The sequence below is a fragment of the Spirosoma arcticum genome, from assembly GCF_054779955.1.
Genome location: NZ_BAAGXG010000011.1, coordinates 156,532 through 181,907 on the forward strand (window position 1 = coordinate 156,532; position 25,376 = coordinate 181,907).

Here is a 25,376-nt window from a genome sequence, read left to right on the forward strand (position 1 = left end):
AGTAGCACATTCGATAGGTTTCCGAAAGCAGTTTTTATCATGGGGGCAACCGACAACGCGGCAGAAAGCATGAAAGACAATGAGTTAAAAGCGCTCATCTCTCTCCTCGACGACGACGACCGGGAGGTAGTGGAGCACGTTGAGCAACAAATCCGTCAGATGGGCGGACAAATGATTCCCTTGCTGGAAACCGAATGGGAAGGCAGTTTTAACCCCGACCTACAAAAGCGCATCGAAGAAATTATCCACGATTTACAATACGAATCCGTCCTGGACCGAATTCGGGGCTGGAAAAATGGCGGAAGTATGGACCTCCTCGAAGGCCTCTGGATTGTGGCAACCTACCAGTACCCCGATCTTTCACTCGATAAGCTCCGGCAGGACATTGAACAGTTGTATTATGACGTGTGGGTCGATTTCAAGGCCGACATGCACCCCGATGAGCAGATCAAAGCGATAAACACGGCGTTTTTTACGAAGCTGAAATTTGCGCCCAACAATAAGCATTTCCACTCCCCAGCCAACTCGATGATCAACCAGGTGCTTGAATCGCGCCGGGGCAACCCCATTACCTTATGCATCCTGTACATGCTGATTGCCAAGCGGTTGAATCTGCCTGTTTACGGTGTCAACCTACCCAATCTGTTTGTGTTGACCTACAAAAGCAGCATCGGCGTTCAGTTCTACATTAATGTGTTTAACCGGGGATTGATCTTTACGAAGAAGGACATCGATCAGTACATCGATCAAATGAATCTGAAGCGGTTGGACACGTTTTACCAACCCTGCACCAACGTCGACATTGTCCGGCGCGTACTGCGCAACCTGACACTGGCTTTCGAGAAAAACGGCGACACAGAACGCGTTCGGGAAGTTGAGCAAATTCTCGACGCCGTCAACGACGAAGGCGACGGCATTCCCCTCTCGGATTATACACAACGGTGAAAAAGTCGGTAAGTCAATAAGTCGAAGAGTCGGTAAGTGGCTGACGCGGGCGTGATGCTGGCGTCAGCCACTTACCGGCTCTTCGACTTATTGACTTACCGACTAAAACGCTACCGCCAGCAAGCCCGGCCCTATACGAAAACAACGAATAGTGAGCCGTTCTTCATGGTTTGGCAGGCGCACGTGACCAACGAGTGTATCGGCATCGTCGGCAAATGGCTCCACGTGCAGGTGCTCGCGAAAAGTGAGGTTACGCTTGCCGTATAATTTATAGAGCGCTTCTTTAGCGCACCAGTAAACCGCCAGCCGAGCGGAATCGCCGTTGGCATGGGCAATTTCATCAGTCGATAACACCCTCGGCACCACACGCTGGAATTGGTCACGAACGGGTTCAATGTCGATCCCGACTGGTTTTGACCGGTGCAGCACCGCTGCCGCCCAGCCGCCCGTGTGCGACAGCGAAATTGATCCCGGTAAGCCGACCAAATGGGGTTTACCAAACGCGTCTTTTTGTAAACCCGCATAAGCCAGACCCTGCATCTCGGCCAACTGCTGAACGGCCGCCCGGCACGCCAGCCACTCCACGCGCTGGGCAGGATGACGGATGCCGACCAAATCATCCTCTTCCGACGGTGTCAGTGTCAGACCCGCCCGCAGCATAGGCTCGTCTTCCACAATAGGCTGTAGCAGCACGGTACAGTCGTCGTTAAGTTGCAGAAATGTTGGTGCGGCCATTAATTATTATCCATTTTTGACTGTTGACGATCAACCATTGATCCAGTTAACCACCCGTTCAATCGTCATCGTTCCTCCGTCAATAGTCGACATTTATTATGCAGGTTCAAAAACTCGACACGTTTGGTGGGCACCGCGACTGCGTGTATGCGCTCGAACGCGGCCCGCAGGCCAACCAGTTTTTTTCGGCCGGGGGCGATGGGCAAGTCGTGCGCTGGCAACTGGACCGGCCCGATCTGGGTGAGTTGGTGGCGCAGGTTCCGGCGTCGGTCTACGCACTGGCGCTTCACCCGGTGAGCGGTCTGCTGTGGGTAGGCCAAAACTACGAAGGGCTGCACCTGATTGATACGGTGCAGAAACAGGAAACCGGGTCGCTTAAATTAACATCGGCCGCTATATTCGACATTGCCTTCCATCGAAACGACGCATTCGTAGCGCTGTCTGATGGTGTGGTGGCGGTGTTGGATGCCGAGCAACTTGTGGTGCGAAAGTACCTGAAAGCATCCGATCAGTCGGCGCGATGCATAGCCGTGAACCCCGTTGAGCGCGAACTTGCAGTGGGTTACAGTGATGCCATGGTGCGCATTTTCGATCTGGAAACGTATGAGCTCAAACGAACGATTCCGGCGCACACGAACTCCGTGTTTACCGTGAACTACTCACCCGATTTTCAGTTTCTGCTCACCGCCGGGCGCGATGCTCACCTGAAAGTCTGGGACGTTGAGCAGGGCTACACCCTCCACCAGGATATTGTTGCTCACTTGTTTGCCATCAACCACCTTGCGTTTAGCCCCGACGGCGATCTGTTTGCGACAGCCAGCATGGACAAATCCGTTAAGATTTGGAATGCCAGAACGTACCGGTTGCTGAAGGTAGTTGACCGCGCCCGACATGCCGGACATGGCACGTCGGTCAACAAATTGCTTTGGACTACGTATCATCACCAGTTGCTGTCGGCGAGTGATGATCGGACTATTTCCGTATGGGAATTGGGCAAAAACACAGTATTATGACCGAATAAGTGGATTTCTTATGCTATTTTTTGCTAAATATGTATTATGGATGTTATTTCACCCTGAACAGGTGAGGCCATTGCTACCTAAACCCAACAGACGCCAATGAAAATTACGGCTATCGAAATCCGGCAGCACACCTTTGAAAAAGGGATGCGCGGTTATAAAACTGAAGATGTCGACGCGTTTCTGGTTTCACTTTCTCAGGAATGGGAGCGGGTAACCAACGACTACAAAATGCTGAAAATGCAGCTTGAAATGTCGGACAAGGAATTGGGCAAGCTCAAAGAAGTGGAAATGACCCTATTCCGAACGCTGAAAATGGCCGAAGATACCAGTACGCAAATCACCGATCAAGCGGCCAAAGCAGGCGATCAATACATAGCCGAAGCACAGCAGAAAGCCGATGATCTTTTGGCCGATGCCCGCAAACGCTCAGCGCTGATGGTGCAGGATGCCGAAAATCAGGCTCGTTACCTAAAAGACAATATCCTGAATGACCTCAAGGCGCTGGAATACGATTTCAAAGCACTGGAAGGCTATAAAGAGAATCTGGCAGTACAAATCCGGGCCTTAGCCAGTAACGCCACCGATAGCGTTGACCGGTTTGAGAAAAAGTTTGTCAAGCAAAATCTGATGGGTAAAATTGATGAAGTCGCTGCGCAGATCACTGAAGATTTGAAGCAGTATGACGAACAACATAAGCCCGGTGCCGCCCCCATGCCGGTGGCCGACGCCGTAGCGGAATTGCCCCCGCTGAGTGAACGCGAGAAGGCCATTCCCGAGGCCATTCCAGTCGATGAACCATTAGTCGACAAACTCAACGAAGCCATTGAGCAGACTACCCACGAAAGCCCGGAGCCGACGCTGACTGCTGAAACAATTGATGTAGCGGCTACTGAACACAAATCAGACGCGGAATCGGAAGCGATTGAGGAAAGCGTACCCCAGGTCGTAACAAACGAAGTCCCAGCGGACGGAGCAATGGAATCGGTCGATGAGCGGAAGGAAAAGAAAAGCGGCTCATTCTTCGATCAAATCTGAGGCAGCCTGTGGGAACAATCTCCTTGGAGGGTCTCGAATTCTTCTCTTACCACGGCTTCTACGACGAGGAGCAGAAAATCGGCAATAAGTATTCGGTGGACATTGTCGTAACGGCCGATTTCTCGGAGGCCGCCCGGCGCGACCGTCTGAGTGCAACCGTCAATTATGAAGACCTGTACAGAATTACGGCGAATGTAATGCAGCAGTCGGCTCGGTTATTGGAACACATTGCTCACCGCATCATTCAGGAGATCCGAACGAAATATCCTGATCTTCAAGCGGTTGAAGTTAGTGTTTCGAAATTCAACCCCCCCATTGGGGGCGTATGTCACCGGGCTAAGATTACTCTAAAAGAATAATGAAAATGAACAATGGTTAACACATAATGAAACGTCCAGCGTCATTATGCATTAACCATTGTTCATTTTTCATTACTCCTCACACCGCCTGCTGCAATCCGGCAAACGAGATAGACATGTGTGAAGCATCATAAATGCACTCGCCGTTCCGAATAAGTAGCACCTGGGGTGACTCGTGCTCAACCCCAAATTCACGCTCGATTTTGGTCGAGATTGGTCGATTGGCCAGCAAATCGAGGTAGTATGGTTTCACGCCAAGCATATCGCTCCAGTTGCGTTCCATTCGGCTCAGGGCCATTGCGCTGATCGAGCAGGTAGTACTATGTTTGAAAATCAGCACGGGCTGCCTAGCCGATTCTTCTTTAATAGCGTCGAGTTGAGCGTCGCTCGTTAGTTTGTTCCAATTCATTTTTATGAACGCCTATTCTATTGCTGTAAAAGTATTTTGACCCTTGAAAAGTTCGTCCCTTCATGTTACCGCATAGATAGCTTACCGGCCATTTCCGGCGAAACTGCTTCAGCGTAAGGCCCGTAGGCGTCAACCAGCGTACCACGTTGCCCATTCTTAGCTTCAATTGTATACAGCACGGTTGAGTCGCCGGGGTCGGTCATTCCCTCAAACCGGTACACGTCGACAATGTCGAAATCGGCCGGATGTAATTCAATGGCATTCTGTTGACATTTCAGGCAGTCCTTCTTCAAATTATAATCGAGCGTGTAGCCTTGCTCACGGACAGCGTCGAGGGCTTCAGTAAGTGTATCGTAACTTCCCATAGTTCGTGTAGTTTGAAATGTCACTCAAAGACTTGATTACCTTTGCTGTCAGGTTAACCATCCGACCATCTGCTTGTTTTCGGCGCTCTACAACACAGGCCTGTTTGCCTACAAAACCTTGCTGCACGTAGCGGCTTCATTCAGCCTCAGCCCCAAAGCCCGGCATTGGGTGGACGGCCGACGCGACTGGAGGGCAAATTTAGCTCAACAACTCAGTGGCAATGCGGCATCAATTGCTTGGTTTCACGCGGCTTCGCTGGGTGAATTTGAGCAGGGGCGTCCGGTTATAGAAGCCTACAGAATGCAGTACCCTACTGATAAAATTCTGCTAACGTTCTTCTCGCCATCGGGTTATGAAGTGCGGAAAAACTACGCCGGAGCCGATTATGTGCTGTACCTGCCCGCCGACACATCCGCCAACGCCCGGCAGTTCGTGGCACTCGTGAAGCCCCGAATTGCCTTTTTCATTAAGTATGAGTTCTGGTATAACTACCTGCGTGAACTGAAAGTCGCTAACGTGCCGGTCATTTCGTTCTCAGCTATCTTCCGGCCGAATCAGCTATTTTTCAAGTCCTGGGGTGGTTTTTATAGACACCTGCTTGGCTATTTCGACCACATTTTAGTCCAAAATCAGGAGTCCGTTCAGTTGCTCCAAACAATAGGCATCAAAAATGTAACGCTGGCGGGCGATACGCGCTTTGACCGGGTGGCGCAGGTAGCAGCGGCCAAAAAGGAAGTTTCGGTGGCACAAACGTTTAAGAATAACGAACCGCTGTTGGTTATTGGCAGCGCGTGGCAATCCGATATGGACGTACTGATTCCGTTCATCAATCAATTCGATAAGCCACTAAAAATCATCATTGCCCCACACGATATTCACGAGGACGAAATCGAGCGCTGGCGCGGTCAACTTCGGAATCCGTCGGTGCGCTACTCCCAAATTGTGGCAGACCAAATACCCATTTCCGATAACACACAAACGCTCTTCATCGACAACGTAGGGATGCTCTCTTCGCTGTATCAATACGGCGAGTTTGCCTACGTTGGCGGAGCGTTTGGTAAAGGGCTTCATAACATCCTGGAAGCTGCAACCTTCGGGATGCCCCTGTTTTTCGGGCCGAACTACGGTAAATTTCAGGAAGCACTTGATCTGGTGAGCGAAGGTGCCGCTTTCCCGGTTGGTAGCACGGCAGCGTTTACAGCGGCTTTCGCAAAACAGTACGCCGACCGAACAAAAGCCGCCCGCATTAGCCGCAACTACGTTCAACGGAACATTGGCGCAACGGGTAAGGTTATCAAAGTTGTCAGGCAATTAACGGGTGAAAGAGTGAGCGAATGAACGAGTGGACCGCCGATGCGGTGTGCGCTCAATTCACTCTTTCACTTCTTCACTATTTCACTCTTTGAAAATTGCAAAAAGGCTTAATCATTCGCTCCACCGGTTCCTGGTACGACGTTCGTAACCCGGATGGCCATATTTTTCAGGGTCGGCTGAAGGGCAAATTCAAATTACAGGGACTGAAGGTAACCAACCCGATTGCCGTGGGCGATCATGTGTTGTTCAACGTGGAAGATGAAGCCGAGAACACGGCTATCATATTCGACATTTCCCCCCGCCAAAATTATATTATTCGGCAGTCAGTCCACAAAACGGCACACGGGCACATTCTGGCGGCTAACCTCGATCAGGCCGTGCTACTGGCTACGCTGGCCATGCCCCGCACCTCACTCGGCTTCATCGACCGGTTTTTGGTATCGGCCGAATCGTTCCGGATTCCCACGACAATTGTTTTCAACAAAGCCGATATCCTCAACGACGAAGGGTTGGAATACCAGCAGGAAGTGATTGACCTGTATGAGCGTGTCGGCTATAACTGCCTGATTACATCGGCCACGGAGGGCGAAGGCGTGGATGCATTTCGCCAATTGCTCGATCAGAAAGTAACGTTGGTGGCGGGGCATTCGGGCGTGGGTAAGTCGTCGCTCGTGAACGCCATCGCGCCCGACCTGAACCTGCGCACCAACGAAGTATCGACCTTTGCCAATAAAGGCGTTCACACCACGACCTTCGCCGAGATGTTTGAATTAGCCCCCAACACGTATATTATCGACACGCCGGGCATCAAAGAGTTGGGACTAATGGACACGTCGAAAACCGAGATCGGCCACTATTTTCCCGAAATGCGTGACCGCCTGAATCAATGCCGGTTCAACAACTGCCTGCACTTCAACGAACCTGGCTGCGCCATCAAAGCCGCCGTGGATGCCGAAGAGATCGCCGAAAGCCGGTACATGAGCTACCTGAGCATGATTGAAGGCGGGGATAACCGGCGGTAAAAGTTAATGTAGAATGAAAAATGCACAATGAATAATGGCTAACGAGCGACATTATTCATTGTGCATTTTTCATTCTACATTAACCTTCAATTGGTCATCGCGGCAAGCAAATCAGCCTGGGTTATGATGTGAATCTGTTCTTTCTCATCGCGCACCAGCAGGGCTTTGTTGTCGCGGTCGATGAGCGACGACAGGGCGTCGATGGTGTTATCCAAACCCACAAACTTAAACGGTTTATCCATTACGTCGCTGACGGTATGGTCCTTCACCGACGGGTCCTCAATGAGCCGGTTTAGTACCGTGGAGTCGGTCAGGCTCCCCACGATGTGGCCGTTCTCGTCGGTAACCGGAATCTGCGAAATGCCGTAGCGGTTCAGCACCTGGATTGCCTGGCTCACCGACACGCCCGAACCGATGGTCGTGAGGTCGGAGTGGCCGTTTTTGTTATGCACAATGTCGCGGGCGGTTTTGAAGGCGCGGTCTTCGAGGAAGCCATGATCCTTCATCCACGTATCATTATAAATCTTGCCGAGGTAGCGCGTACCGTGGTCGGGCAGTAGAATCACCATGATGTCATCGTCAGTGAGGTGTTCACGTGCCCACTCCAGCGCCCCGTGCACGGCCGTCCCGCACGACCATCCGATGAACAGCCCTTCCTCCCGCGACAGCCGTCGGGCCATAATCGCCCCGTCTTTGTCGGTTACTTTGATAAACTGGTCGATCACGTTAAAATCGACGTTCTGCGGCAAAATATCTTCACCAATGCCTTCGGTCAGATATGGATACACTTCACCAGGATCAAAAATACCCGTCTCTTTATACTTCTTGAACACCGAACCATAGGTATCCAGACCAATCGTAACCAGGTCGGCGTTCTGCTCCTTCAGGAACCGGCTGGTGCCGCTAATGGTACCCCCCGTGCCGACACTGGCCGCAAAGTGTGTGATGCGCCCATCGGTATCGCGCCAGATTTCAGGGCCGGTGTTTTCGTAGTGCGCGGCCGTGTTCGAAAGGTTATCGTACTGATTGGGATAAAACGAGTTGGGCGTCTCCCGGTTTAGCCGCTTCGCCACGGAATAGTACGAACGCGGATCGTCGGGCGACACATTGGTGGGGCAAACAACGACCTCCGCTCCCACTGCCCGCAGAATGTCGATCTTCTCCTTCGACTGCTTGTCGGCCATAATGAAAATGCACTTGTAACCCTTGACAACGGCTGCCAGAGCCAGGCCAAAACCGGTGTTGCCGCTGGTTCCTTCGATGATGGTGCCGCCGGGTTTCAAATCGCCCCTCTTTTCGGCATCCTCGATCATGCGGACCGCAATCCGGTCTTTCACCGAATTACCGGGGTTGAAATATTCGACCTTCGCCAAGATCGTCCCCCGGATGCCTTTCGTAACGCTATTGAGCTTCACCAACGGCGTATTGCCAATGGTATCGATGATGGAGTTGTAGTAGTTCATGATCATAATGTTTTGTCGTACTGATCGAGGAAGTCGATTAACTGTTTGTGAAAATGTTTAAAGCTTTCAGAACGCTGCTCTAACCAAGAAACATCTAAATCAACCAAAATGTCATTGGCTATTACGACCTGCTTCGCTACAAGTTTCGTGTCAGCATAAATCGCTTGTTTAGCTGAAGTACGCGGCTGCGGTTCTAATGGCGTGTTTCTACCCGGTTCCTCTCGACGACGTTTGATGTACCAAAGCCAATGTTCTACGCACTGTACTGGCAACATCAGCACAACCGGATGGTGACCGATGCATTTCTTTTCAAATTCTTCCCGACGCGTCTTTATTGTTGGCTCGTGCGACGTATCAATATCACGCCCGACGAAGAGCACATCCAACCGGAGAATTACTTTCTGGAGTAACGCTTCGGGCAAGAACGCATCAACTTGGTCTCGGTTTCTGGCTTTAAATCGCCAGCGCTCATTTTCGTCTTCAATAAATGTATTAGGATACTGGTGAGTGAGGTACTTCGTTAAGAAATTTCGCTGAGCAGTGTCTTCACCAAAAAAGCCATACGTGATGATTCTGCTCATTTGGGTACTCCTCCTAAGAATCCAATTGTCCACGAATCACCCAGCGCATCGGTGTAGTGGGGCGGTTCCATACCAAACTCCTTACTCTTTTCAGTGTCTGGCTCAATTACGTCACGTTGCAGGTTTTTTACATGCGTCGCGCCCTCCTCGTCCTTGTCGAAAATGAAAACGCTCTCCGGCATATCGGCAAACATATCCAGCACAACCGGGCTATGCGTCGTCATAATCACTTGAATATCTTTCTCCTCGACTAATCTAAGAATGAACTGAATAACTTCGTATATCCGACGCGGATGAATACCTTTTTCCGGCTCTTCAAGCATTAAAAGTTTCGGTGGATTAGGTTGATTTACAATTGTAAGCAAGGCCAAAAAGTATAGCACACCTTCGGATACGTCTTCAGCCCAAAAGTCTTCATCGTTTTTTCCGAAAAATTTAAGTCCGAGTTTACTTTCGTTTCCTACTTTAACAGGTGGTGTACTTAAACTAATTATATCACCAACGCATTTGGCTAAATCACTCTCGATCTGTAGATAAGCGCGTTTGTAATTGGTATTAAGATAGAACAAGAACTGAATTAAATTAGAACAGTCACCAATAAGTCCAATTGTATCTGCCGAAAAATTAGTTGGCTTGATGAATCTATTTGGGTCTGGTCTGTGTATTATTCCCACTCCCAAGTACCTCCGTAGCAAAGAGATACTTCGCTTAACGTCATAATCATAGTCGCTATGTCTAAATGTATGCAAATCAATTACAGCTTGATTGTTAGTTAATTCGTCTAGCACATACCGATCTCTATTTTGATGCGCGTAAAATAAAAAATGTTCATAAGTATAATTTTTTAAGGCATAATCGAACGATAGCAATACAGTTATTCCTTTGTCCAATTTATTATAAACGTCATTTGCAGAAACTAAGAACTCTCCTTTTTGCTTTTTAGGCTCTATGTCTCTAAAAAGTGGTAGCGAGTTATCTTCTTCAATTATCAAGTCTTGATAAGTTTCGTATGGCAATCTTAACGCCTTCAGAAAATTCGTCTTGCCCGAATTGTTCGGCCCAATCAGCAAATTGACTTTTTGCAGGTCGAGCGTGACGTCTTTCAGGCTTTTGAAGTTCTGGATGGAAACGCGCTTGAGCATAGTTGAAGTTAGTTAGACGCGGCTGGAGCGTCGGTTGGCAAGTTACCCATTTGTGTAGGCCGCATCAACACGGTATTATCGGGGTCGATGACGATGGAGCCGGGTTTGCCCGCCAGTGGAACGGTGAACGTTTGGGTTTGCTCGGTCATGGTCAGTTTGGCGGTGCGCGATAGTTCACGGCCGTTCGTGCCCCGGATGCTGAATGTGAGTGGAATCGTGAAAATCGTGCCGGTTCGCTGCGCCTGCCGAACGTCGATCACCAGGGCTCGCTTGGCCGCGTCGTAGCGCGATCCCCAGACGAGTTCAGGGTAACCGGGCTGATTGAGCCACTGCGTAAAAAACTGGTCCAGCTTTTTGCCTGATATGCCTTCCATCACCGCTTGAAAATCGCTCGTGCGGGCGTTGGCGTTGCGGAACTTCGCGTAGTACTCCCGGATGCCGCGCCAGAACGCATCGTCGCCGATTTCGTGGCGGAGCATGTGCAGCACCCACCCGCCTTTTTGATATGAGAACGGATTCAGTAAATCGTTCAGGTTCGTGGTGGTCGAGTCGATGACAGTGCCCCTTGGTTTAAGGGCCGTATACCGGAAAATCTGTCCTTTGTTCTGATTGAGCACGGCGTTGAGCGTGTCGCGGCCGTAGGCGTGTTCGAGGTAGAGGGCCGAGAAATACGTCGCAAACCCTTCGCTCAGCCACAACTGCGACCAGTCGCTTTCGGTCGCGGAGTTGCCAAACCACTGATGCGCAATCTCGTGCGCCAGCAGGGCCTCCACATCCGAATCCTTCTTGCCAACGATGACTTTTTCGTTATAGAAAATGCAACTGGCGTTCTCCATCCCCCCAAAAACCGTCGTAGACTGCACGTTAGCCAGCTTCTCATAGGAGTACGGACCGATCTTGTCGATGAAGTATTGCAGAATTTGCTTTGCCGGTCGGTAGTCGATGAATCCTTTCTGGCTATCGTTCGGATAGAGCCAGCTTTGCACCGGCACTCCACTCACCGCGCCGACATCCTCCACTGCAAACCGGGCCGCGCCAATTACCATCACCTTCGTTGGAATGGGCGTACTCTCCTGCCAGCGCGTCCGTTTGCGCGGTGCCCCGCCGGGACCGTTCGGCAAATTGCTCTCGTCCAGCAGCTTTCCATTGGCAATGACGCGGTACGTAGCCGGGGCATTAACCGTAAACGCACAGGTGGCCTTGTCCGACGGGTGGTCGACCACCGGAATCCAGTTGCGGGCGTTGTTGGGCCAGTTGTCGCCAAAAAAAGTACGCTCGTTAAATTTATTCCGGCTGATAATCAGGCCCCGCGCCGGAGTACCCTCGTACTTAATCGTCACTTCCGTTGGCTGGCCGGGCGCGGCAGGCAGATTGATAAACACACGATCGTTGCGGTGGCTGAAGGGCGCAGTTTTTCCGTCCGGCAACCGTACCTCCCGAACACGCATTCCGCTCCCTATAGAATCTTTTTTAGCTTCGACCAGGTCGAACCAGACGCTTTGCCGGTCGTCGGCGCGGGTGAACCGGATCGTGGTTTCGCCCTGAATTTGATTGGTTGAATCGCTGAGAGTAAGTGAGAAATTGTAGTTCAGCACGTCAACGCCGGGCTGCGTATAGCGGGCTGCGTTCGTCACGACCTGCGCCTGCGTCACAAACGCCCATAAAGCCAATAATGCAGTCCAAAATCCTTTCTTTCTTATCGTCATTCTCGCTTATTCTTTAATTTCCTGACACAGTTCAATCAACACGCTATTTGTGCCCTTCGGGTGTAAGAAACACACCCATTTATTATCGGCTCCGCGTTTGGGTGTCTCACTCAATAACGTAAATCCCTCAGCGGTTAGCCGTTCCATCTCAGACACAATATTGTCTACCTCAAACGCAAGGTGGTGAATTCCTTCGCCTTTCTTCTCCAAAAATTTCGCAATCGGACTGTCTGGGTTGGTCGCTTCGAGTAGTTCGATCTTGGTTTGGCTTTCGTGCCCCGGATTCACCTGAAAAAACGACGTAGTTACGCCTTCTGCTTCAACCGTCTCGGCTTTGTACGGCAGTACGTTCAACAGTTTTGCAAACAGGGCATTTGATGCGACAATATCGCGAACGGCGATACCGATGTGTTCGACGTTGGTGAGCATACGTAGATAAAGAACTTTTCTGATTAGCCGAAAGTTAGTAGGTTAGTGTTGATTCGCGTCATTATACCCATTTGCAATCATGGTTACCGTCTCAGAAATCGCTAAAAATAAGATTGTTGAACTACGTACAAAAGACGGTCTTGCCGCCGATTACGCCATTCGTGTAGCGGTGCAAGGCGGTGGATGCTCAGGCCTGATGTATGATTTGCAATTCGACGCGGCTCAGCAACCAACCGACCATGTCGTTGAAGATAAAGGCATTAAAATTCTGGTCGACCGGAAAAGTCTACTGTATCTGGCTGGTACTGAACTCGACTTCTCGGATGGTCTGAACGGCAAAGGCTTTCAATTCAAGAATCCAAACGCCAGTCGCACCTGTGGCTGTGGCGAAAGTTTCGCCGTATAAATTCTGATTTTACAGTAAAAAGCACCGCTCGCTACCGACGGTGCTTTTTTCATGTCAACTCACCCAACTATGAATCTCCTACCCAAACCCGTTGATTACTCGCGCACGACGCTGACTGAACTCATGATCCCGGCCTACGCTAATTTCGGTGGGCGCGTCCACGGCGGTACGTTGCTGTCGCTGATGGACAAAGTCGCCTACGCCTGCGCGGCCAAACACGCCGGTCAGTACTGCGTGACGGTCTCGGTCGACGGTGTCAATTTCCGGCAACCGGTTGAAGTGGGCGAGTTAGTATCCATGATGGGGTCGGTCAATTACGTTGGCCGAACGTCCTTAGTGGTGGGCATTAAAGTTATTGCCGAAAACGTGAAAACGGGCGTTGTAAAACACACGAACACGTCCTACTTCACGATGGTAGCCAAAGACGACGCTGACCAGCCGACCGAAGTTCCTCCCCTCCTGCTCGAAACGCCCGACGATGCCCGGCGCTTTCTGGAAGCCATGAAGCGCAAAGAACTCCGTGCGGCCTTCGGCGAGCATTTCGACAATGCCCGGACCCAAATGCTGCTGCACGAAAACGTTGGTCAGTTGACGAATGAGCGATGTGTACTTGGTGATGGATTGGCCCTGTAGAGACCGCACCGGCGGACCGGCAACACTTTGCGTCTCTACAGTTCACCCCGCACAATCTTCGCCCCGGCCACCATGTTCGTCAATTTTTGCTTTGCCGCCCAGCGAGCCGTTTGGCTTAGGCCGCAGTCGGGTGCAACGGCCAACTTTTCGGCCGGAACGAAGGGCAGGCATTTGCGGATGCGTTCGGCAACGTCGTCGGGGGTTTCGATGTAGTAGCTTTTCACGTCGATCACGCCCACGGCCACGTCGAAACGCTCGGCGAATCGTTCGAGCAGGTGCACTTCCGCAAAATTCAGGACCGTCATTTCCGAGTGAAGTTCGTCAACGGTCATGTCCATGAAGTCGGGCAGCATGGGGGCAATGGTCTTTTTGCCCACCGATCGGCCTTTGTAATTACCGAAACACAGGTGCATCGATAGCCTCGTTTTGCCCACGCCCGGCGCGACCGTCCGGTTGAAAATATCGACAAACCGCTTTGTATCTTCCCGATACGCGTAGCACGACATCGACGGCTCATCAACGCAGATTTCGGGTACGCCAAGCGCCACCAGATCTGCAATTTCCTTGTTCACCAATGGCAACAACGCTTCGGTCACTTCCCAGCGATCTTTATACAGAGCGCCCGGCAGCAACCGCCCGCTAAGCGTATAGGGACCAGGAATTGAGACTTTTACTCCCTGCCCTTCGGGCACGAGTCGTTTCAGCCGTTGGTATTCTTCTACTACACCTAAACCACGCGGGGCTGTTAGCGGCTCGACAATGTTGTGCTTACCACGCTGATCGTGGGCGGGCGGCCCAAACCGACGTAGTTCAGCGTCGTTGTTCTGGATGCCATTAATATAGCCGTAGAACGACAGGTTAAAATCGAAGCGGGTTTGTTCGCCGTCGGTGATTACGTCCAGCCCGGCCGCAACCTGATCATGCACCGACGCGACGACGGCGTCTTCAATCATTTCATTAATGTCGGCCGGGCCAAACTGGCTCAGGTTCTGACTGGCAAATTCGAGCCAGCCCGGAAATGGCATCGAGCCGACAACGGTGGTTTTGATAGGTACGGGTTGCAAGGAGTTTGTGGTTTGTAAGTTTATGGTTTGTGAGTTAGCGACCACATCGGTGGCCCGGCACAAACCACAAACTTTTTTAACTATAGTCGCTGATGCGGGCGATTTTGCCGTCGCTGAACGCGAACACCGTTACACCGCGCAATTGCATAATCTCGCCCGCTTTGAGCGGTCCGGCGTTCCGGCTGGTCGGCAGGTCGATGTTCAGCACGGCTTCGTATTCGATTTCGACAGCGGCTGTCCGTTCACCCAGCGTGAGCGAACGAATCGTTTGGCAACGGCTCCGAAACACGTCCAGCGACTGCCGGGCCAGCGTCTCAAACTCCGCTTTGCCCTGAGTAACCGTGATACCGTTCGCATTAGAGACGTTCTCGAAAACAATAACATCATGCAGCAGGGCGACCATGCCCGGCACGTCCATTCGGTTGTAGGCCGCGATGTATTGCTTGATTAAGTATTCCATCAAACCGGCTTTGCCAACTTCATACTAATCGGGTCCCAGTTGATAACCCGCTTCTGCTCAACGCTCAAATTAGCCGCCAATGAAGGCGCGGCTGCCCGAAGTCCAAACTCAGCATCTTCCTTAACCAGCGACGGTTTGTTCTCGCGGATGGCATTAAAAAACACGATCATGTGGTCGAGCCGGTCGTCGTAGCCATCGGGCGCGTTGAACGCCACCGCCGGTTCATTTTTTATCTCGCGGGTGAACTGCCCAGCCGGGTATTTCTGGTCATACTGTTGAACGAACTGATCCTGAACGGCTTGTGGATAGGTGAAAAGGGCGTCGTAGCCTTTGCTGTACATGGGCGCGTTAGGCCGCTTAAGTTGGTTCATCGTGAACGAGTTCCAGCCGATGTCGATAACGCCGTCTGTCCCGACCAGGCGCGTATGAATGTCACCGCCCGCGCCCGTGGCCAGATTCACGCGCATGGCCAGCGGAAACGACGCGTTTGTGGCGGTTTTGGGGTAGCTCATCAGGGCCGTAACAAGGTCATACGCATCGCGGCCGTCTTTCCAGTAGTTCAAATCGCCGAGGGAGTAAATGCTGGTTGGTCCCAGACTTCCCGTTACGGTGTGCAGCCCGGTGAGCAGGTGAACGAACAAATCACCCGCTACGCCCGTACCGTAGTCTTTGTAATTGCGCCACCGGAAAAACCGGACGGGTTCAAAAGGCTTTTTCGGAGCGTCGCCCAGGAAGCTGTTCCAGTCAAGGTCTTTAGGATCGACGGTGGGCGGCATGGTGTATTGCCACGCGCCGAGAGCATCGGTCCGGTCTAAGAAAGCCTCCACCGACGTCAGTTCGCCAATGTCACCCGCTTCGTAGCGTTTTTTGGCTTCGAGCACGGCCGATGCACTCGCCCGCTGACTGCCCACCTGAAAAACCTTACCCGACTTTTTATGGGCAGCAATCACAGCCTGTCCTTCTTCAATGTGATGCACCATCGGCTTCTCGCAGTAGACATGCTTACCAGCTTTTAGCGCATCAATCGAAATACGGTCGTGCCAGTGGTCGGGTACGCAAATCAGCACGGCGTCAACATCGGTGCGGGCCAGAATTTCGCGGTAGTCGCGGGTGGTCATGATGTCGGGTCCCCACACTTCTTTAGCCCGCACCAATCGCGGATCATACAAATCGGCCACGGCCACGACCTTTGTGCCGGGTACTTTGAGGGCGCAGATCAGATCGAAATGACCGATAATTCCCGCCCCAATCAGGCCAAGGTTAATCGTATCAGCCGCCGAACGCGGTTTAATGCTTTCGATCAGGCTTTCGCGGTAGGTGCGGGCATCGGCCTGGGCCGGAACGAGGAGTGAAGGAGCACCGGCGAGCAGGGCCGATGAGCCGCCAAGCTGGCGGAGAAATTTGCGACGGGAGTTCATAAAAGGTATAGGGGTAAAGGAATGAATATAATTAGTCAGACGGCTAATTCGGCAGCCCGCACCTGAGCACTGAGCCGTTGGAACTCGCGTTCCAGTTCGTCGCGTTGGTTAATTGAAGCTTGCAGGAACGTATCATCCGCTCCTAATACCCGTTGCTTAGTCAGGATTTCATTGAACTGACGGATTTTCCAGGCAGTAACAACTAAGCGAATCTCCAGTTCATTGATGACTTCCATAGCTAACTGCTTCACGTAAAATTGATAAAACCTTATTATAAATCAATATACTCAGCCACTCGATTCATCAGAATATCGGTCAGTTCCTCATCCATATAAGCGTAGTCATCAGGTATACTCAATATGATGATAGATTTATCACCCAAGATTTCAGCAAACTTTCGGTGTAGACGGTCAAGATGCCTGCGTTCCATCGCAAAGATTACATCAGCCCAATTAAGCAGCCCAGCCGTCACTCTCACCCGTGCTACAGTCTCCGTACCCGCCGATTTGACATCAATAGCTGCATTGTCATGCAATATTGTTTCGGCAGTCAGGCTACGTTGTCTATTGCGGCTGCAAACGAAGAGTAGTTTCTGCTTCATAATAGGTATTCCCACCACAGCATCTGTTCTATCTGATCGAACAGCTGAAATCCGTTTTTCTCCAGCACTTTTTGCGACGCCACATTCTCGGCATCCGTATCGGCAACTACCCGCAAAACGCCGGGTTGTTCGCCCGCCCAACGCACCATGCCGCCCACCATTTCAGCCATGTATCTTTGCCGCTGGAAAGCTGGATACGTACCGTAGCCAATCTCGACGGTACCCGTTTCATCAGGTTCACCTTTGAACTTAGCGTCGGCCACAATTTGCTGTTTCTGGCGGTCGATGGCAATCCAGACGGTATTGAGGAGTGGGTTACGGGCGGGGTCTTTCAGGCGGGGCACGGTAAAATGCACAATCACGCTCAGCAGCGGCTCCACGACCTTGCGGTGCCCTTTCGTCAAACCCAGCGACGCTTCCAATTGCGTGTCATCAGCAACGTGCAGCCGGAGTTGGTCGAGGGTCAGGGGCAACAGCGTCAGGCGGAGTGTTTCGATCATGGGTTAATCTAAATGGAACTTCAACTACTTACGGGTTAGTCACATAGCTGATAACGATGGTCTTCTTGTTGTCTAACCGCATTGAGTTCGGGCTGCTAAAGATCTAATGCAAGCCGCAATCAGGCTTTAAATTCGGCGTATATTGGTGCAGTCGCTTTGCCTAACTCCCCGGTGAAAATAGCTTTGTCAAGCGTAGCCAGTTTGTCCATCTTAAACACCGATGTCTTGTTTAGACCGGTGGCATCAAAATCGGGATGAGATGTTTCCAACACAAAATCCGTCGTATTTGATGTAGCTGGAATGACCGACGAGATGAATGCTACAATCACATCCGGGTCCGCGGGATTATCAGGTGACAGGACTAAGGCAGGTTGTCTTTTTGTAGCGCTGAAGTCGGTAAACGGAAATTTGGTCAGAACGATTGTTCCTCGATCCATTAATATCTAACTTTTAAATCGGCATCTGTGTAAACGTCCTCTTCCTCATCGGCGAGAAAAGTAAAGGCCTGACTGCCTTCAACAAGGCGTTGTATATCGGCTCCGCGCACATCTGAATTTGGAATAGAGGCCTCCGGGTTATCCTGCAAAAAAGTAATGATTACTTCTTGCGGAGGTTGCACGTCTACCGGCTCCAGAAATTTCGGGCTTTTACCGTCGTATATGGCTTTTACGCTTAGCATGGCTTGAGTTTTGAGTTAGCAAAAAACGAAATTGAGCGTCCATCACTAATCACTTTCTATGATGCGCGACCAGTGACGGCTATACAAATAGATTGGGCATTTGTTTAAGTAAGCAAGCGCAAACATACCCGGTTGGTCGATTATAAATATCTGCCTTAAAAACCAACCTTCTGCCCGGTAGACAAGCTGTCGTAATACACGATTGTGTCAACGATTTCATCCACAGTTGTTTTGGTCGATTTCAAGCGATTTTGCAGCGATTCTGTCTGGTCATTCAAGGCCTGTAGCACCGACTTCCGGGTCAGTCGTATTTCTACTGGCTCCTGGTTGATTCGTTTTATGAAGTAGCTGTCCAGAGATTGATAATACCCATTAACATCTTTACCTCCTTTATTAAGCACTCTCGACTCAATCAATCGACGTTTATATTTTTTCAATAATTGAGTTTTTCCATCATGCAACACCGAGAAGTAATTCCGGTATGTAGTTCCAAAAAGCTTACTCGACTGGCTTATAAAACGAACGCCATTGATGGTGAATGTGTAAGGTTTTATCGGCGCACTCTGCATTGAGCCTTTGGTTTGGCATAACAGCACATTATCGATTAAATTGTAGGCTAACTGACAAGTAACCTCTTCGCCTAAGCTGTCCAGCGTAATTGTCCCTGATTGCCAGATTGGGAAGGTGAAGAAAGCGCATCCTAAATATGCTTTCTTCACCGGCGACAGTTCTTGACGCTCAACAACACAGGTCGTGTAAACTTGACCGTCTGCATCCTGACTAACCTCACATTGTCCATGCGCGGCAACAGTGCATCGTAAACTGATTAAGCCAACAATTAAGAATTTGTAGTACATAAAATTGCGTAAATCAATTTATGGTTTACCTATCCTGGCTACACTAAATCCCGCTCCACGATTTTCCCGCCCACTTTCTCCTTCAAAATTACTTTGTTCCGGCCGTCGTGGGTCATTTCCTGCTTAATGAGGTAGTGGTCAGCGTCGTACTCGGTCAGGGTCGTTTCCATTGTCAGGCCTTCGCGGCCGCGCCAGACGGGCAACTGTACCGGTTCCCACTGCTTGGTTTCGGCCGATTTGTAAGCCGCGTCCAGCACGGCATTCACCACATAGCCGTCGTAGAAGGTTTCGGCGGCATCGCGGCCTTCCTCAGCAGCGGCAAACATGTCGGTAAACATGTGATTGTAGCCTAAGTCATTTACTTCGTCGCCGACGGGAAATAGCCAGCCGGTGTTGCTTTCGGCTTTTTCGGCAACATAGTCCGCGCCTTTGCCGGTCGTAAACATCTCAAAGCCAGTGCGCAGGAAATTGTTGATCCAAATCGTGCCCTCAGTACCCATTACCTCGTCGCGCAGGTCCATACCGCCCCGGAACGTCCAGCTTACTTCAAACTGCCCTATGGCTCCGTTTTCGTACTTCACCAGGGCAATGGCATGATCTTCGGCGTCGATGGGTTTCACCTGCGTGGCGGCCCAGCACATCACCTCGACCGGTCGAACGTCTTTACCAATGAAATTCCGGGCGATTTCGACGCAGTGGCAACCAAGGTCGAGCATACAACCGCCCCCCGCCTGCTCTTTGTCCCAGAACCAGTTGGAGTGCGGGCCGGGATGCGTCTCACGGGACTTGGCCCACAGAATCCGACCCAATGCGCCGTTTTTTACCGTTTCCAGTGCTTTCAGAAACTTCGGCGCGTAGCAAAGATCTTCCAAATAACCGCCAAAAATTCCGGCTTCTTCCACCATCTGCATCATCTTCAGGGCTTCATCAGCGGTGCGGCCGAGGGGTTTAGTGCAGACGACGTTTTTCTTGTGTTTGGCGCAAAGTTCAACGGCCGGGGCATGGAGGTTGTTGGGCAGCGCAATGCACACCATCGTGACGTCGGGGTGGGCGATGACCTCCTCCATGTTCGTGGACAGAAACGAGCAGCCGTAGTCGTCGGCGAATTTTTGGGCGGTTTCTTCGCGCCGGGCATAAATAGCGACGACTTTATCACGGCTGCGCTGGCCGTGGAGCGATTCGGCGTAGAAACGGCCAATGAAGCCGCCACCGAGCATGGCAATTTTTTGCATGAGTCAGAAAAGGGTTATCCAGATGTACTTTCGTGGTTGTAAAAGTAGAAACCCTCTTCGATTACTCCTGCCAATGCCTCACTTTTTCGACATCGACACCATTTTCTTCACGCTGTGGAGTTATCCGATGAGTTATTTAGAGTTCTTCGGCGTCGTAAGCGGGAGTGTAGCGACCTGGTTAGTAGCCCGTAACAACGTCTGGACCTGGCTGGTAGCCGTCGTCAGCGTGATTCTGTTCTTCTTCCTCTTCTACCAGATTCAGTTGTACCCCGATATGTTCTTGCAGGTTTTTTTCCTGATCACGTACCTGCGGGGTTGGTGGCGCTGGACACATCCCAGATTGGGCGAGGAAATAATGCTAAATCCTTCCAGCCCGCGACAGACATTGCGCATCACCCGGCTGCCCACCCGCCAACTGGCCATCTGGGTGCTGACGGGCGTAGTTGCTACGCTGTTGCTCGGTACGTTTGCCAGTAACCTGCATACCCTATTTCCGGTGCTGTTCAGCCAACCCAGCGCATTTCCCTACCTCGATTCATTCACCACCGTCATGAGCATCGTCGGAACGTTCCTGATGATCGACAAACGCTTAGAATGCTGGTACGTCTGGCTGATTGTGGACGCCATCTCGACTTACATGTACTTCGTGAAAGACGTTAAACTCCTTAGCGTCGAATATTTCGTGTTCTGTTTCATTGCCGCATTTGGAGTCTGGAACTGGACGCGGGAATACCGAAATTACCGGATTACGTGAGCCGCTGTACTGTGTAGTGCACATTACATAACCAGTGTAACGGTTACAATTCACCAATGTCTTCGTTCCACAGCGCTGGTTTTTCGGCAATGAAGTCGTTCATCATATCGACGCATTCGGGCAGGTCGAGGTCAATAACTTCAACGCCGTGCTCTTCCATAAACGCCCGCGCCCCAGCAAACGTCCGCGACTCACCAACGATAACTTTAGGTATTTTGAACTGAACAATAGTTCCGGCGCACATGTAACACGGCATCAGCGTGGAATAGATAACCGTGTCGCGAAACGAGCCGACGCGACCGGCGTTGTTCAGACAGTCCATTTCACCGTGCAAAATCGGGTTGTCTTCCTGCACCCGCTTGTTATGCCCCGACGCCACCAATTTGCCGTTCTTGACTAATGCTGATCCAATGGGAATGCCACCTTCGCTTAAGCTTTTGCGGGCCTGACGGATGGCCTCCTGCATGAATTCATCCATGGAATATATCAGATTCGCTGAATCAATTCGGCCACTTTATGCACCTCGCGACCCATGATGTGGTCGATGATGGACTGGGCGTGTTCGCGGCCGTTCTCGATAAATACCTTTTCGGTGTAAATACCGGCTAACACGGTGCCACACACGTACAAACCCAGTACGTTAGTCTCAAACGTTTCTTGGTCGAACACCGGCACCTGCGTTTGGGGATTCAACTCAATACCACACCGCCGGAGCAAGTCCGCATCGGGGATATATCCCGTCAGCACCAGCACGAAGTCGGCGGGGAGTTGGGTTTCTTCACCCGTTTTGAGGTTGTTCACCGTCACCGACTTCTCGTCAATCTGCGTCACGACGGAGTCGAACACGGTTTTGATTTTACCTTCTTTCACCCGGTTTTTCACGTCGGGCACGAGCCAATATTTAACTGTACTGCGGAAGTCCTCGCCCCGGTGCACGACCGTAATGTTTACGTCGTGGCGGTAGAGTTCCAGTGCCGCTTCAACCGCTGAATTGGACGCGCCGATGATGACGACGTTCGTGAACGAGTATTTAAACGGCTCATCGTAGTAGTGGGATACGTGCGGCTGGTTTTCGCCCGGAATGCCAAGCCAGCGCGGTTGGGTAAAATAGCCTGTTGCCATTATCACCTTATTAGCCTGATACCGGTCACCGGTCTTGGTTGACACCGTGAACACGTCACCGTCTTTCGTAACGTCCCATACTTCCTGAAACAGCTTGAAATTAAGCTTGTAATAAGCCGCAGCCTTGCGATAGTATTGAAGGGCTTCGTCGCGCCCGGCTTTGACGCCCGAAATGGGAAACGGCAAACCACCGATCTCAATGTTCTCAGCCGTGGAGAAGAAGCGCATCCGGCGCGGATACTGCCGGATGGATTCAGTCAGGCTACCCATATCTAAAATGAGGTGGCTCAGTCCGGCTTTAGCGGCTTCGATACCGGCTGCCAGCCCGCAGGGACCACCGCCAACGATAATAACATCGTATAGTTGCATACTGTGTATCGGGTAATTGGTCTGACGCGTACCAACCGGTAGCCGATTACCCGTTTGATAACACCCAAAAAGCGCCCAAAGGTTGCGCCGAAGGGCGTTTTTTGCAAGCCCCGAACGTCCGTCAGATGTTTACCAGTGAGCCAGCGTTATTTTCGTATATTTACTGAAGGTCCAATTTGCTATTCGTGGAAAACTCTGTCCATACGCTGTTTTCATCGGTTGATGCTGAGGAAGTTACTTTCTTTGCCGACCTGATTCTGCCCATCCCCGTACCCAAACTGTTCACCTACCGGGTGCCGCGCGAAATGGCGGACATTCTCAAGATTGGCGCCCGCGTTATCGTTCCATTCGGCAAGAATAACGGACGCGTGTTCACCGCCGTTATTGCCCGGCTTCACAACTCGCCACCCACTGGTTATCAGGCGCGTTACATCACCGAAGTGCTCGATGAATACCCCCTGGTGACGGGCTACCAGCTCGAACTGTTCCAGTGGATGGCTGAGTACTACATGTGCTGCGTGGGCGACGTAATGAACATTGCGCTGCCCTCCGGCCTGAAAATTTCGAGCCAGTCGAAAGTGCAGGTAAACCCCGATTTCGACTACCCCGAACTGCTCACCGAGTTTGAGGAAACACTGCTTATTGAACTCAAAAAACAGCCCGCGCTTTCCTACGACGAACTGGCCCGGCTGGCGGGGGCGGGCACCAACGTTCCCGCCCTGATTAAGTCATTGGTGGGCAAAAAAGCCATTATCATTTTTGAGGAAGTGCGCGAAAAGTACATTCCCAAGATGATCCGTAAAGTACGGCTGCATCGCACCTACGAAGAGAAAGAACAATTGCTGGTGCTGCTGAAGCGACTCGAAAAACTACCAAAACAGCAGGAGGTGGTTATGCGCTACCTGAGCCACATACCCGTTCAGATGAACCCCGCACTCAATCAACGGGGCTTAGACAAATCAATTCTGAACCAGGACGATACGGTATCACAATCCTCACTGACGACACTCATCAAAAATGCCGTATTTGAAACGTTTGAGATTATTCAGCCCCGTTTTTCGGATAATGCTGCCCCTCAGGCGGAGATCAAACTGACGGAAGCCCAGCGGGAGGCCTCGCAGCAGATTATGGCTCAGTTTGAGCGTCAGAATATCGTGCTCCTGCACGGTATCACCGGCAGCGGCAAAACAGAAGTCTACATCGACCTGATTCAGCAGGCCCTCAGCAGCGGCTCCCAAGTGCTGTATCTGTTGCCCGAAATTGCTCTGACGACGCAGATTGTAGTCCGGTTGCAGCGCGTGTTTGGCGATAAAATGGGCATCTACCACTCTAAATTTTCCGACAACGAGCGGGTGGAAGTTTGGAAAGGCGTCGTGTCGGGTCAGTATCAATTCGTGGTGGGCGTTCGGTCGTCGGTGTTCCTGCCGTTCGATAATCTGGGACTGATTATCGTGGACGAAGAGCACGAAACCAGCTACAAACAACACGACCCCGCCCCGCGCTACCACGCCCGCGACGTGGCCATGATGCTGGCTCACTGGCAGCAGGCCAAAGTGTTACTGGGGTCGGCCACACCTTCGCTGGAAACATACTACCAGGCCAAACAGGGACGCTATGGCTTAGTCGAACTGTTCAAGCGCTTCGGCGACGCGACGCTGCCGAATATTCTGCTGGTCGATACGAAGGTGGAAAAACGACAGAAGACAATGAAGGCCGAGTTTTCGTCGGTGCTGCTCACGGCGCTGGAGATGAACATGGCCCGGAAAGAGCAAAGCATTCTGTTCCAGAACCGGCGCGGCTACTCGCCCTACATGCAGTGCGAAGACTGCGACTGGACGGCCGAATGCGACAACTGCGCCGTTAGCCTGACCTATCATCAGCGCGACGCCGAACTGCGCTGCCATTACTGCGGCCACAAAGAAGAAGTGCCCCGCATCTGCCCGACCTGCGGCTCCACCAAAGTGCGGACCATTGGCTTTGGTACCGAGAAGCTGGAAGATCAGTTGCAGATCATGTTTCCGAAGTCGAAGATCCTGCGGATGGATTTGGACACGACTCGCGCTAAGAACGCCTATCAGCAGATTATTCAGGAGTTTGAGGGGGGTGAGATCGACGTGCTGGTTGGAACACAGATGATTACGAAGGGGCTGGACTTTGATAATGTCAGCTTGGTAGGCATTTTCGACGCGGACCGGCTCATCCGTTTTCCTGACTTCCGGGCGACAGAGCGTTCGTTTCAGATGCTAACGCAGGTGAGCGGGCGGGCGGGCCGACGCGCCGGGCGGCAGGGTACGGTGCTGATTCAGACCAACAATCCAGGTCAGACGATTCTGCAAAAAATCATTCAGAACGATTACAAAGGCTTATTTGAGGAAGAAATTCAGGAGCGGCAGGACTTCAACTACCCGCCGTTTTCGCGGCTTATCAAACTTACCGTCCGCCACGCTGACAAAGCCATGAGTCAGCAGGCCGCCGACCGCCTTGCCGCCGAACTCACCGACGCCCTCGGCAGCAGCCGTGTCCTGGGGCCGGAGCAGCCGTTGGTCGAGCGCATCCGCAACCTGTTCCTGTTCGACATTCTCATCAAAATCGAGCGCGACAAAGTGAACGTCAAAGCGGTGAAAGTTTACATTCAGGACCGCATCAACGACATCCTAACCGACAAGGGCTTACGGCAGGTAAGCATCGTGATTGACGTAGATTGTTTGTGAAAATCATTGAAGTTATCAACGTAGGCAACCGAAAAGACATTT

Annotated in this window: 30 protein-coding genes; 10 read left to right on the forward strand and 20 right to left on the reverse strand. The window is 51.6% G+C overall.

The genetic code is table 11. The features are described from left to right. Window positions 1-69: 69 nt before the first annotated feature. On the forward strand, window positions 70-945 hold the full coding sequence (locus ACYVHB_RS23455; protein WP_461054286.1) for a transglutaminase-like domain-containing protein: 876 nt from the start codon (window positions 70-72) through the stop codon (window positions 943-945). 102 nt (window positions 946-1,047) lie between these two features. Here ACYVHB_RS23455 and ACYVHB_RS23460 read toward each other — a convergent pair whose 3' ends face one another. Next, a complete protein-coding gene (locus tag ACYVHB_RS23460) occupies window positions 1,048-1,680 on the reverse strand; it encodes a 4'-phosphopantetheinyl transferase family protein (RefSeq protein ID WP_461054238.1) in 633 nt (210 codons plus the stop codon). A gap of 98 nt (window positions 1,681-1,778) precedes the next feature. Here ACYVHB_RS23460 and ACYVHB_RS23465 point away from each other — a divergent pair, with 98 nt between their 5' ends. From ACYVHB_RS23465 to folB, 3 genes are all read left to right on the forward strand, one after another. Beyond that, window positions 1,779-2,693 (forward strand): WD40 repeat domain-containing protein, encoded by a 915-nt coding sequence (locus tag ACYVHB_RS23465; protein WP_461054239.1) that lies wholly within the window; start codon window positions 1,779-1,781, stop codon window positions 2,691-2,693. Between the two features lie 105 nt (window positions 2,694-2,798). Next, window positions 2,799-3,737 carry a DivIVA domain-containing protein gene (locus ACYVHB_RS23470; RefSeq protein WP_461054240.1) on the forward strand — a complete coding sequence of 313 codons (939 nt, stop codon included), beginning with the start codon at window positions 2,799-2,801 and terminating at the stop codon, window positions 3,735-3,737. Between the two features lie 8 nt (window positions 3,738-3,745). Further along, window positions 3,746-4,096: a dihydroneopterin aldolase gene (gene folB / locus ACYVHB_RS23475; protein WP_461054241.1), complete on the forward strand. Its 351-nt coding sequence runs from the start codon at window positions 3,746-3,748 to the stop codon at window positions 4,094-4,096. A gap of 79 nt (window positions 4,097-4,175) precedes the next feature. On the opposite strand, the gene ytxJ is transcribed toward folB, so the two are convergent. Together ytxJ and ACYVHB_RS23485 are read right to left on the reverse strand one after the other, a co-directional pair. Further along, on the reverse strand, window positions 4,176-4,505 hold the full coding sequence (gene ytxJ / locus ACYVHB_RS23480) for a bacillithiol system redox-active protein YtxJ (protein ID WP_461054242.1): 330 nt from the start codon (window positions 4,503-4,505) through the stop codon (window positions 4,176-4,178). Window positions 4,506-4,570: 65 nt separating this feature from the next. Further along, on the reverse strand, window positions 4,571-4,870 hold the full coding sequence (locus ACYVHB_RS23485) for a phosphoribosylpyrophosphate synthetase (RefSeq protein WP_461054243.1): 300 nt from the start codon (window positions 4,868-4,870) through the stop codon (window positions 4,571-4,573). A gap of 73 nt (window positions 4,871-4,943) precedes the next feature. On the opposite strand from ACYVHB_RS23485, the gene ACYVHB_RS23490 reads away from it, so the two are divergent. Then, the gene (locus tag ACYVHB_RS23490) at window positions 4,944-6,209 is read left to right on the forward strand and encodes a 3-deoxy-D-manno-octulosonic acid transferase (protein WP_461054244.1); all 1,266 of its coding nucleotides are present in this window, start codon (window positions 4,944-4,946) and stop codon (window positions 6,207-6,209) included. A gap of 71 nt (window positions 6,210-6,280) precedes the next feature. Beyond that, on the forward strand, window positions 6,281-7,207 hold the full coding sequence (rsgA, locus tag ACYVHB_RS23495) for a ribosome small subunit-dependent GTPase A (protein ID WP_461054245.1): 927 nt from the start codon (window positions 6,281-6,283) through the stop codon (window positions 7,205-7,207). Window positions 7,208-7,293: 86 nt separating this feature from the next. Here the strand turns inward: rsgA and ACYVHB_RS23500 are convergent, their stop codons facing one another. The 5 genes from ACYVHB_RS23500 to mce are packed head-to-tail and all read right to left on the reverse strand — an operon-like array spanning window position 7,294 to window position 12,528. Then, window positions 7,294-8,670, reverse strand: a complete 1,377-nt coding sequence (locus tag ACYVHB_RS23500) for a cystathionine beta-synthase (RefSeq protein WP_461054246.1) — start codon at window positions 8,668-8,670, stop codon at window positions 7,294-7,296. A gap of 2 nt (window positions 8,671-8,672) precedes the next feature. Next, window positions 8,673-9,251, reverse strand: a complete 579-nt coding sequence (locus tag ACYVHB_RS23505; RefSeq protein WP_461054247.1) for a hypothetical protein — start codon at window positions 9,249-9,251, stop codon at window positions 8,673-8,675. Beyond that, window positions 9,248-10,393 (reverse strand): AAA family ATPase, encoded by a 1,146-nt coding sequence (locus ACYVHB_RS23510; RefSeq protein WP_461054248.1) that lies wholly within the window; start codon window positions 10,391-10,393, stop codon window positions 9,248-9,250. Before ACYVHB_RS23510 ends, ACYVHB_RS23505 begins: the two co-directional genes overlap by 4 nt. Before the next feature lie 8 nt (window positions 10,394-10,401). Further along, window positions 10,402-12,099 carry a M1 family metallopeptidase gene (locus ACYVHB_RS23515; protein ID WP_461054249.1) on the reverse strand — a complete coding sequence of 566 codons (1,698 nt, stop codon included), beginning with the start codon at window positions 12,097-12,099 and terminating at the stop codon, window positions 10,402-10,404. A gap of 6 nt (window positions 12,100-12,105) precedes the next feature. Next, window positions 12,106-12,528, reverse strand: coding sequence for a methylmalonyl-CoA epimerase (gene mce / locus ACYVHB_RS23520; RefSeq protein WP_461054250.1), 423 nt, complete (start codon window positions 12,526-12,528; stop codon window positions 12,106-12,108). A 79-nt stretch (window positions 12,529-12,607) separates the two neighbouring features. Between mce and ACYVHB_RS23525 the strand changes: the two genes are divergently transcribed. Together ACYVHB_RS23525 and ACYVHB_RS23530 are read left to right on the forward strand one after the other, a co-directional pair. Further along, a complete protein-coding gene (locus ACYVHB_RS23525; protein ID WP_461054251.1) occupies window positions 12,608-12,934 on the forward strand; it encodes a HesB/IscA family protein in 327 nt (108 codons plus the stop codon). A gap of 69 nt (window positions 12,935-13,003) precedes the next feature. Beyond that, on the forward strand, window positions 13,004-13,567 hold the full coding sequence (locus ACYVHB_RS23530; RefSeq protein ID WP_461054252.1) for an acyl-CoA thioesterase: 564 nt from the start codon (window positions 13,004-13,006) through the stop codon (window positions 13,565-13,567). A 35-nt stretch (window positions 13,568-13,602) separates the two neighbouring features. Here ACYVHB_RS23530 and ACYVHB_RS23535 read toward each other — a convergent pair whose 3' ends face one another. From ACYVHB_RS23535 to ACYVHB_RS23580, 10 genes are all read right to left on the reverse strand, one after another. Then, complete coding sequence (locus tag ACYVHB_RS23535) at window positions 13,603-14,631, reverse strand: methionine synthase (protein ID WP_461054253.1); 1,029 nt, start codon at window positions 14,629-14,631, stop codon at window positions 13,603-13,605. Window positions 14,632-14,707: 76 nt separating this feature from the next. Continuing rightward, window positions 14,708-15,091, reverse strand: a complete 384-nt coding sequence (locus tag ACYVHB_RS23540; protein ID WP_461054254.1) for a nuclear transport factor 2 family protein — start codon at window positions 15,089-15,091, stop codon at window positions 14,708-14,710. Beyond that, entirely contained in the window at window positions 15,091-16,509 is a 1,419-nt protein-coding gene (locus ACYVHB_RS23545) for a Gfo/Idh/MocA family protein (RefSeq protein WP_461054255.1), read from the reverse strand. The genes ACYVHB_RS23540 and ACYVHB_RS23545 overlap by 1 nt, the downstream gene beginning before the upstream one ends. Window positions 16,510-16,544: 35 nt before the next feature. After that, window positions 16,545-16,760, reverse strand: coding sequence for a hypothetical protein (locus ACYVHB_RS23550; protein ID WP_461054256.1), 216 nt, complete (start codon window positions 16,758-16,760; stop codon window positions 16,545-16,547). Window positions 16,761-16,780: 20 nt separating this feature from the next. After that, window positions 16,781-17,110 carry a low molecular weight protein tyrosine phosphatase family protein gene (locus ACYVHB_RS23555; protein WP_461054257.1) on the reverse strand — a complete coding sequence of 110 codons (330 nt, stop codon included), beginning with the start codon at window positions 17,108-17,110 and terminating at the stop codon, window positions 16,781-16,783. Further along, the gene (locus ACYVHB_RS23560; protein ID WP_461054258.1) at window positions 17,107-17,610 is read right to left on the reverse strand and encodes a GNAT family N-acetyltransferase; all 504 of its coding nucleotides are present in this window, start codon (window positions 17,608-17,610) and stop codon (window positions 17,107-17,109) included. Before ACYVHB_RS23560 ends, ACYVHB_RS23555 begins: the two co-directional genes overlap by 4 nt. 119 nt (window positions 17,611-17,729) lie before the next feature. Continuing rightward, on the reverse strand, window positions 17,730-18,047 hold the full coding sequence (locus ACYVHB_RS23565; protein WP_461054259.1) for a type II toxin-antitoxin system PemK/MazF family toxin: 318 nt from the start codon (window positions 18,045-18,047) through the stop codon (window positions 17,730-17,732). Beyond that, window positions 18,047-18,289: a hypothetical protein gene (locus tag ACYVHB_RS23570; protein WP_461054260.1), complete on the reverse strand. Its 243-nt coding sequence runs from the start codon at window positions 18,287-18,289 to the stop codon at window positions 18,047-18,049. Before ACYVHB_RS23570 ends, ACYVHB_RS23565 begins: the two co-directional genes overlap by 1 nt. 155 nt (window positions 18,290-18,444) lie before the next feature. Continuing rightward, the gene (locus ACYVHB_RS23575) at window positions 18,445-19,146 is read right to left on the reverse strand and encodes a hypothetical protein (RefSeq protein ID WP_461054261.1); all 702 of its coding nucleotides are present in this window, start codon (window positions 19,144-19,146) and stop codon (window positions 18,445-18,447) included. A 38-nt stretch (window positions 19,147-19,184) separates the two neighbouring features. Beyond that, a complete protein-coding gene (locus ACYVHB_RS23580; protein WP_461054262.1) occupies window positions 19,185-20,378 on the reverse strand; it encodes a Gfo/Idh/MocA family protein in 1,194 nt (397 codons plus the stop codon). Window positions 20,379-20,451: 73 nt separating this feature from the next. Between ACYVHB_RS23580 and pnuC the strand changes: the two genes are divergently transcribed. Further along, a complete protein-coding gene (pnuC, locus tag ACYVHB_RS23585; protein ID WP_461054263.1) occupies window positions 20,452-21,132 on the forward strand; it encodes a nicotinamide riboside transporter PnuC in 681 nt (226 codons plus the stop codon). A gap of 43 nt (window positions 21,133-21,175) precedes the next feature. Here the strand turns inward: pnuC and ACYVHB_RS23590 are convergent, their stop codons facing one another. Then, entirely contained in the window at window positions 21,176-21,610 is a 435-nt protein-coding gene (locus ACYVHB_RS23590) for a nucleoside deaminase (RefSeq protein ID WP_461054264.1), read from the reverse strand. A gap of 8 nt (window positions 21,611-21,618) precedes the next feature. Then, the gene (locus ACYVHB_RS23595; RefSeq protein ID WP_461054265.1) at window positions 21,619-22,623 is read right to left on the reverse strand and encodes a YpdA family putative bacillithiol disulfide reductase; all 1,005 of its coding nucleotides are present in this window, start codon (window positions 22,621-22,623) and stop codon (window positions 21,619-21,621) included. A gap of 185 nt (window positions 22,624-22,808) precedes the next feature. Here ACYVHB_RS23595 and priA point away from each other — a divergent pair, with 185 nt between their 5' ends. Then, entirely contained in the window at window positions 22,809-25,334 is a 2,526-nt protein-coding gene (gene priA, locus ACYVHB_RS23600; protein WP_461054266.1) for a replication restart helicase PriA, read from the forward strand. Window positions 25,335-25,376: the final 42 nt, after the last annotated feature.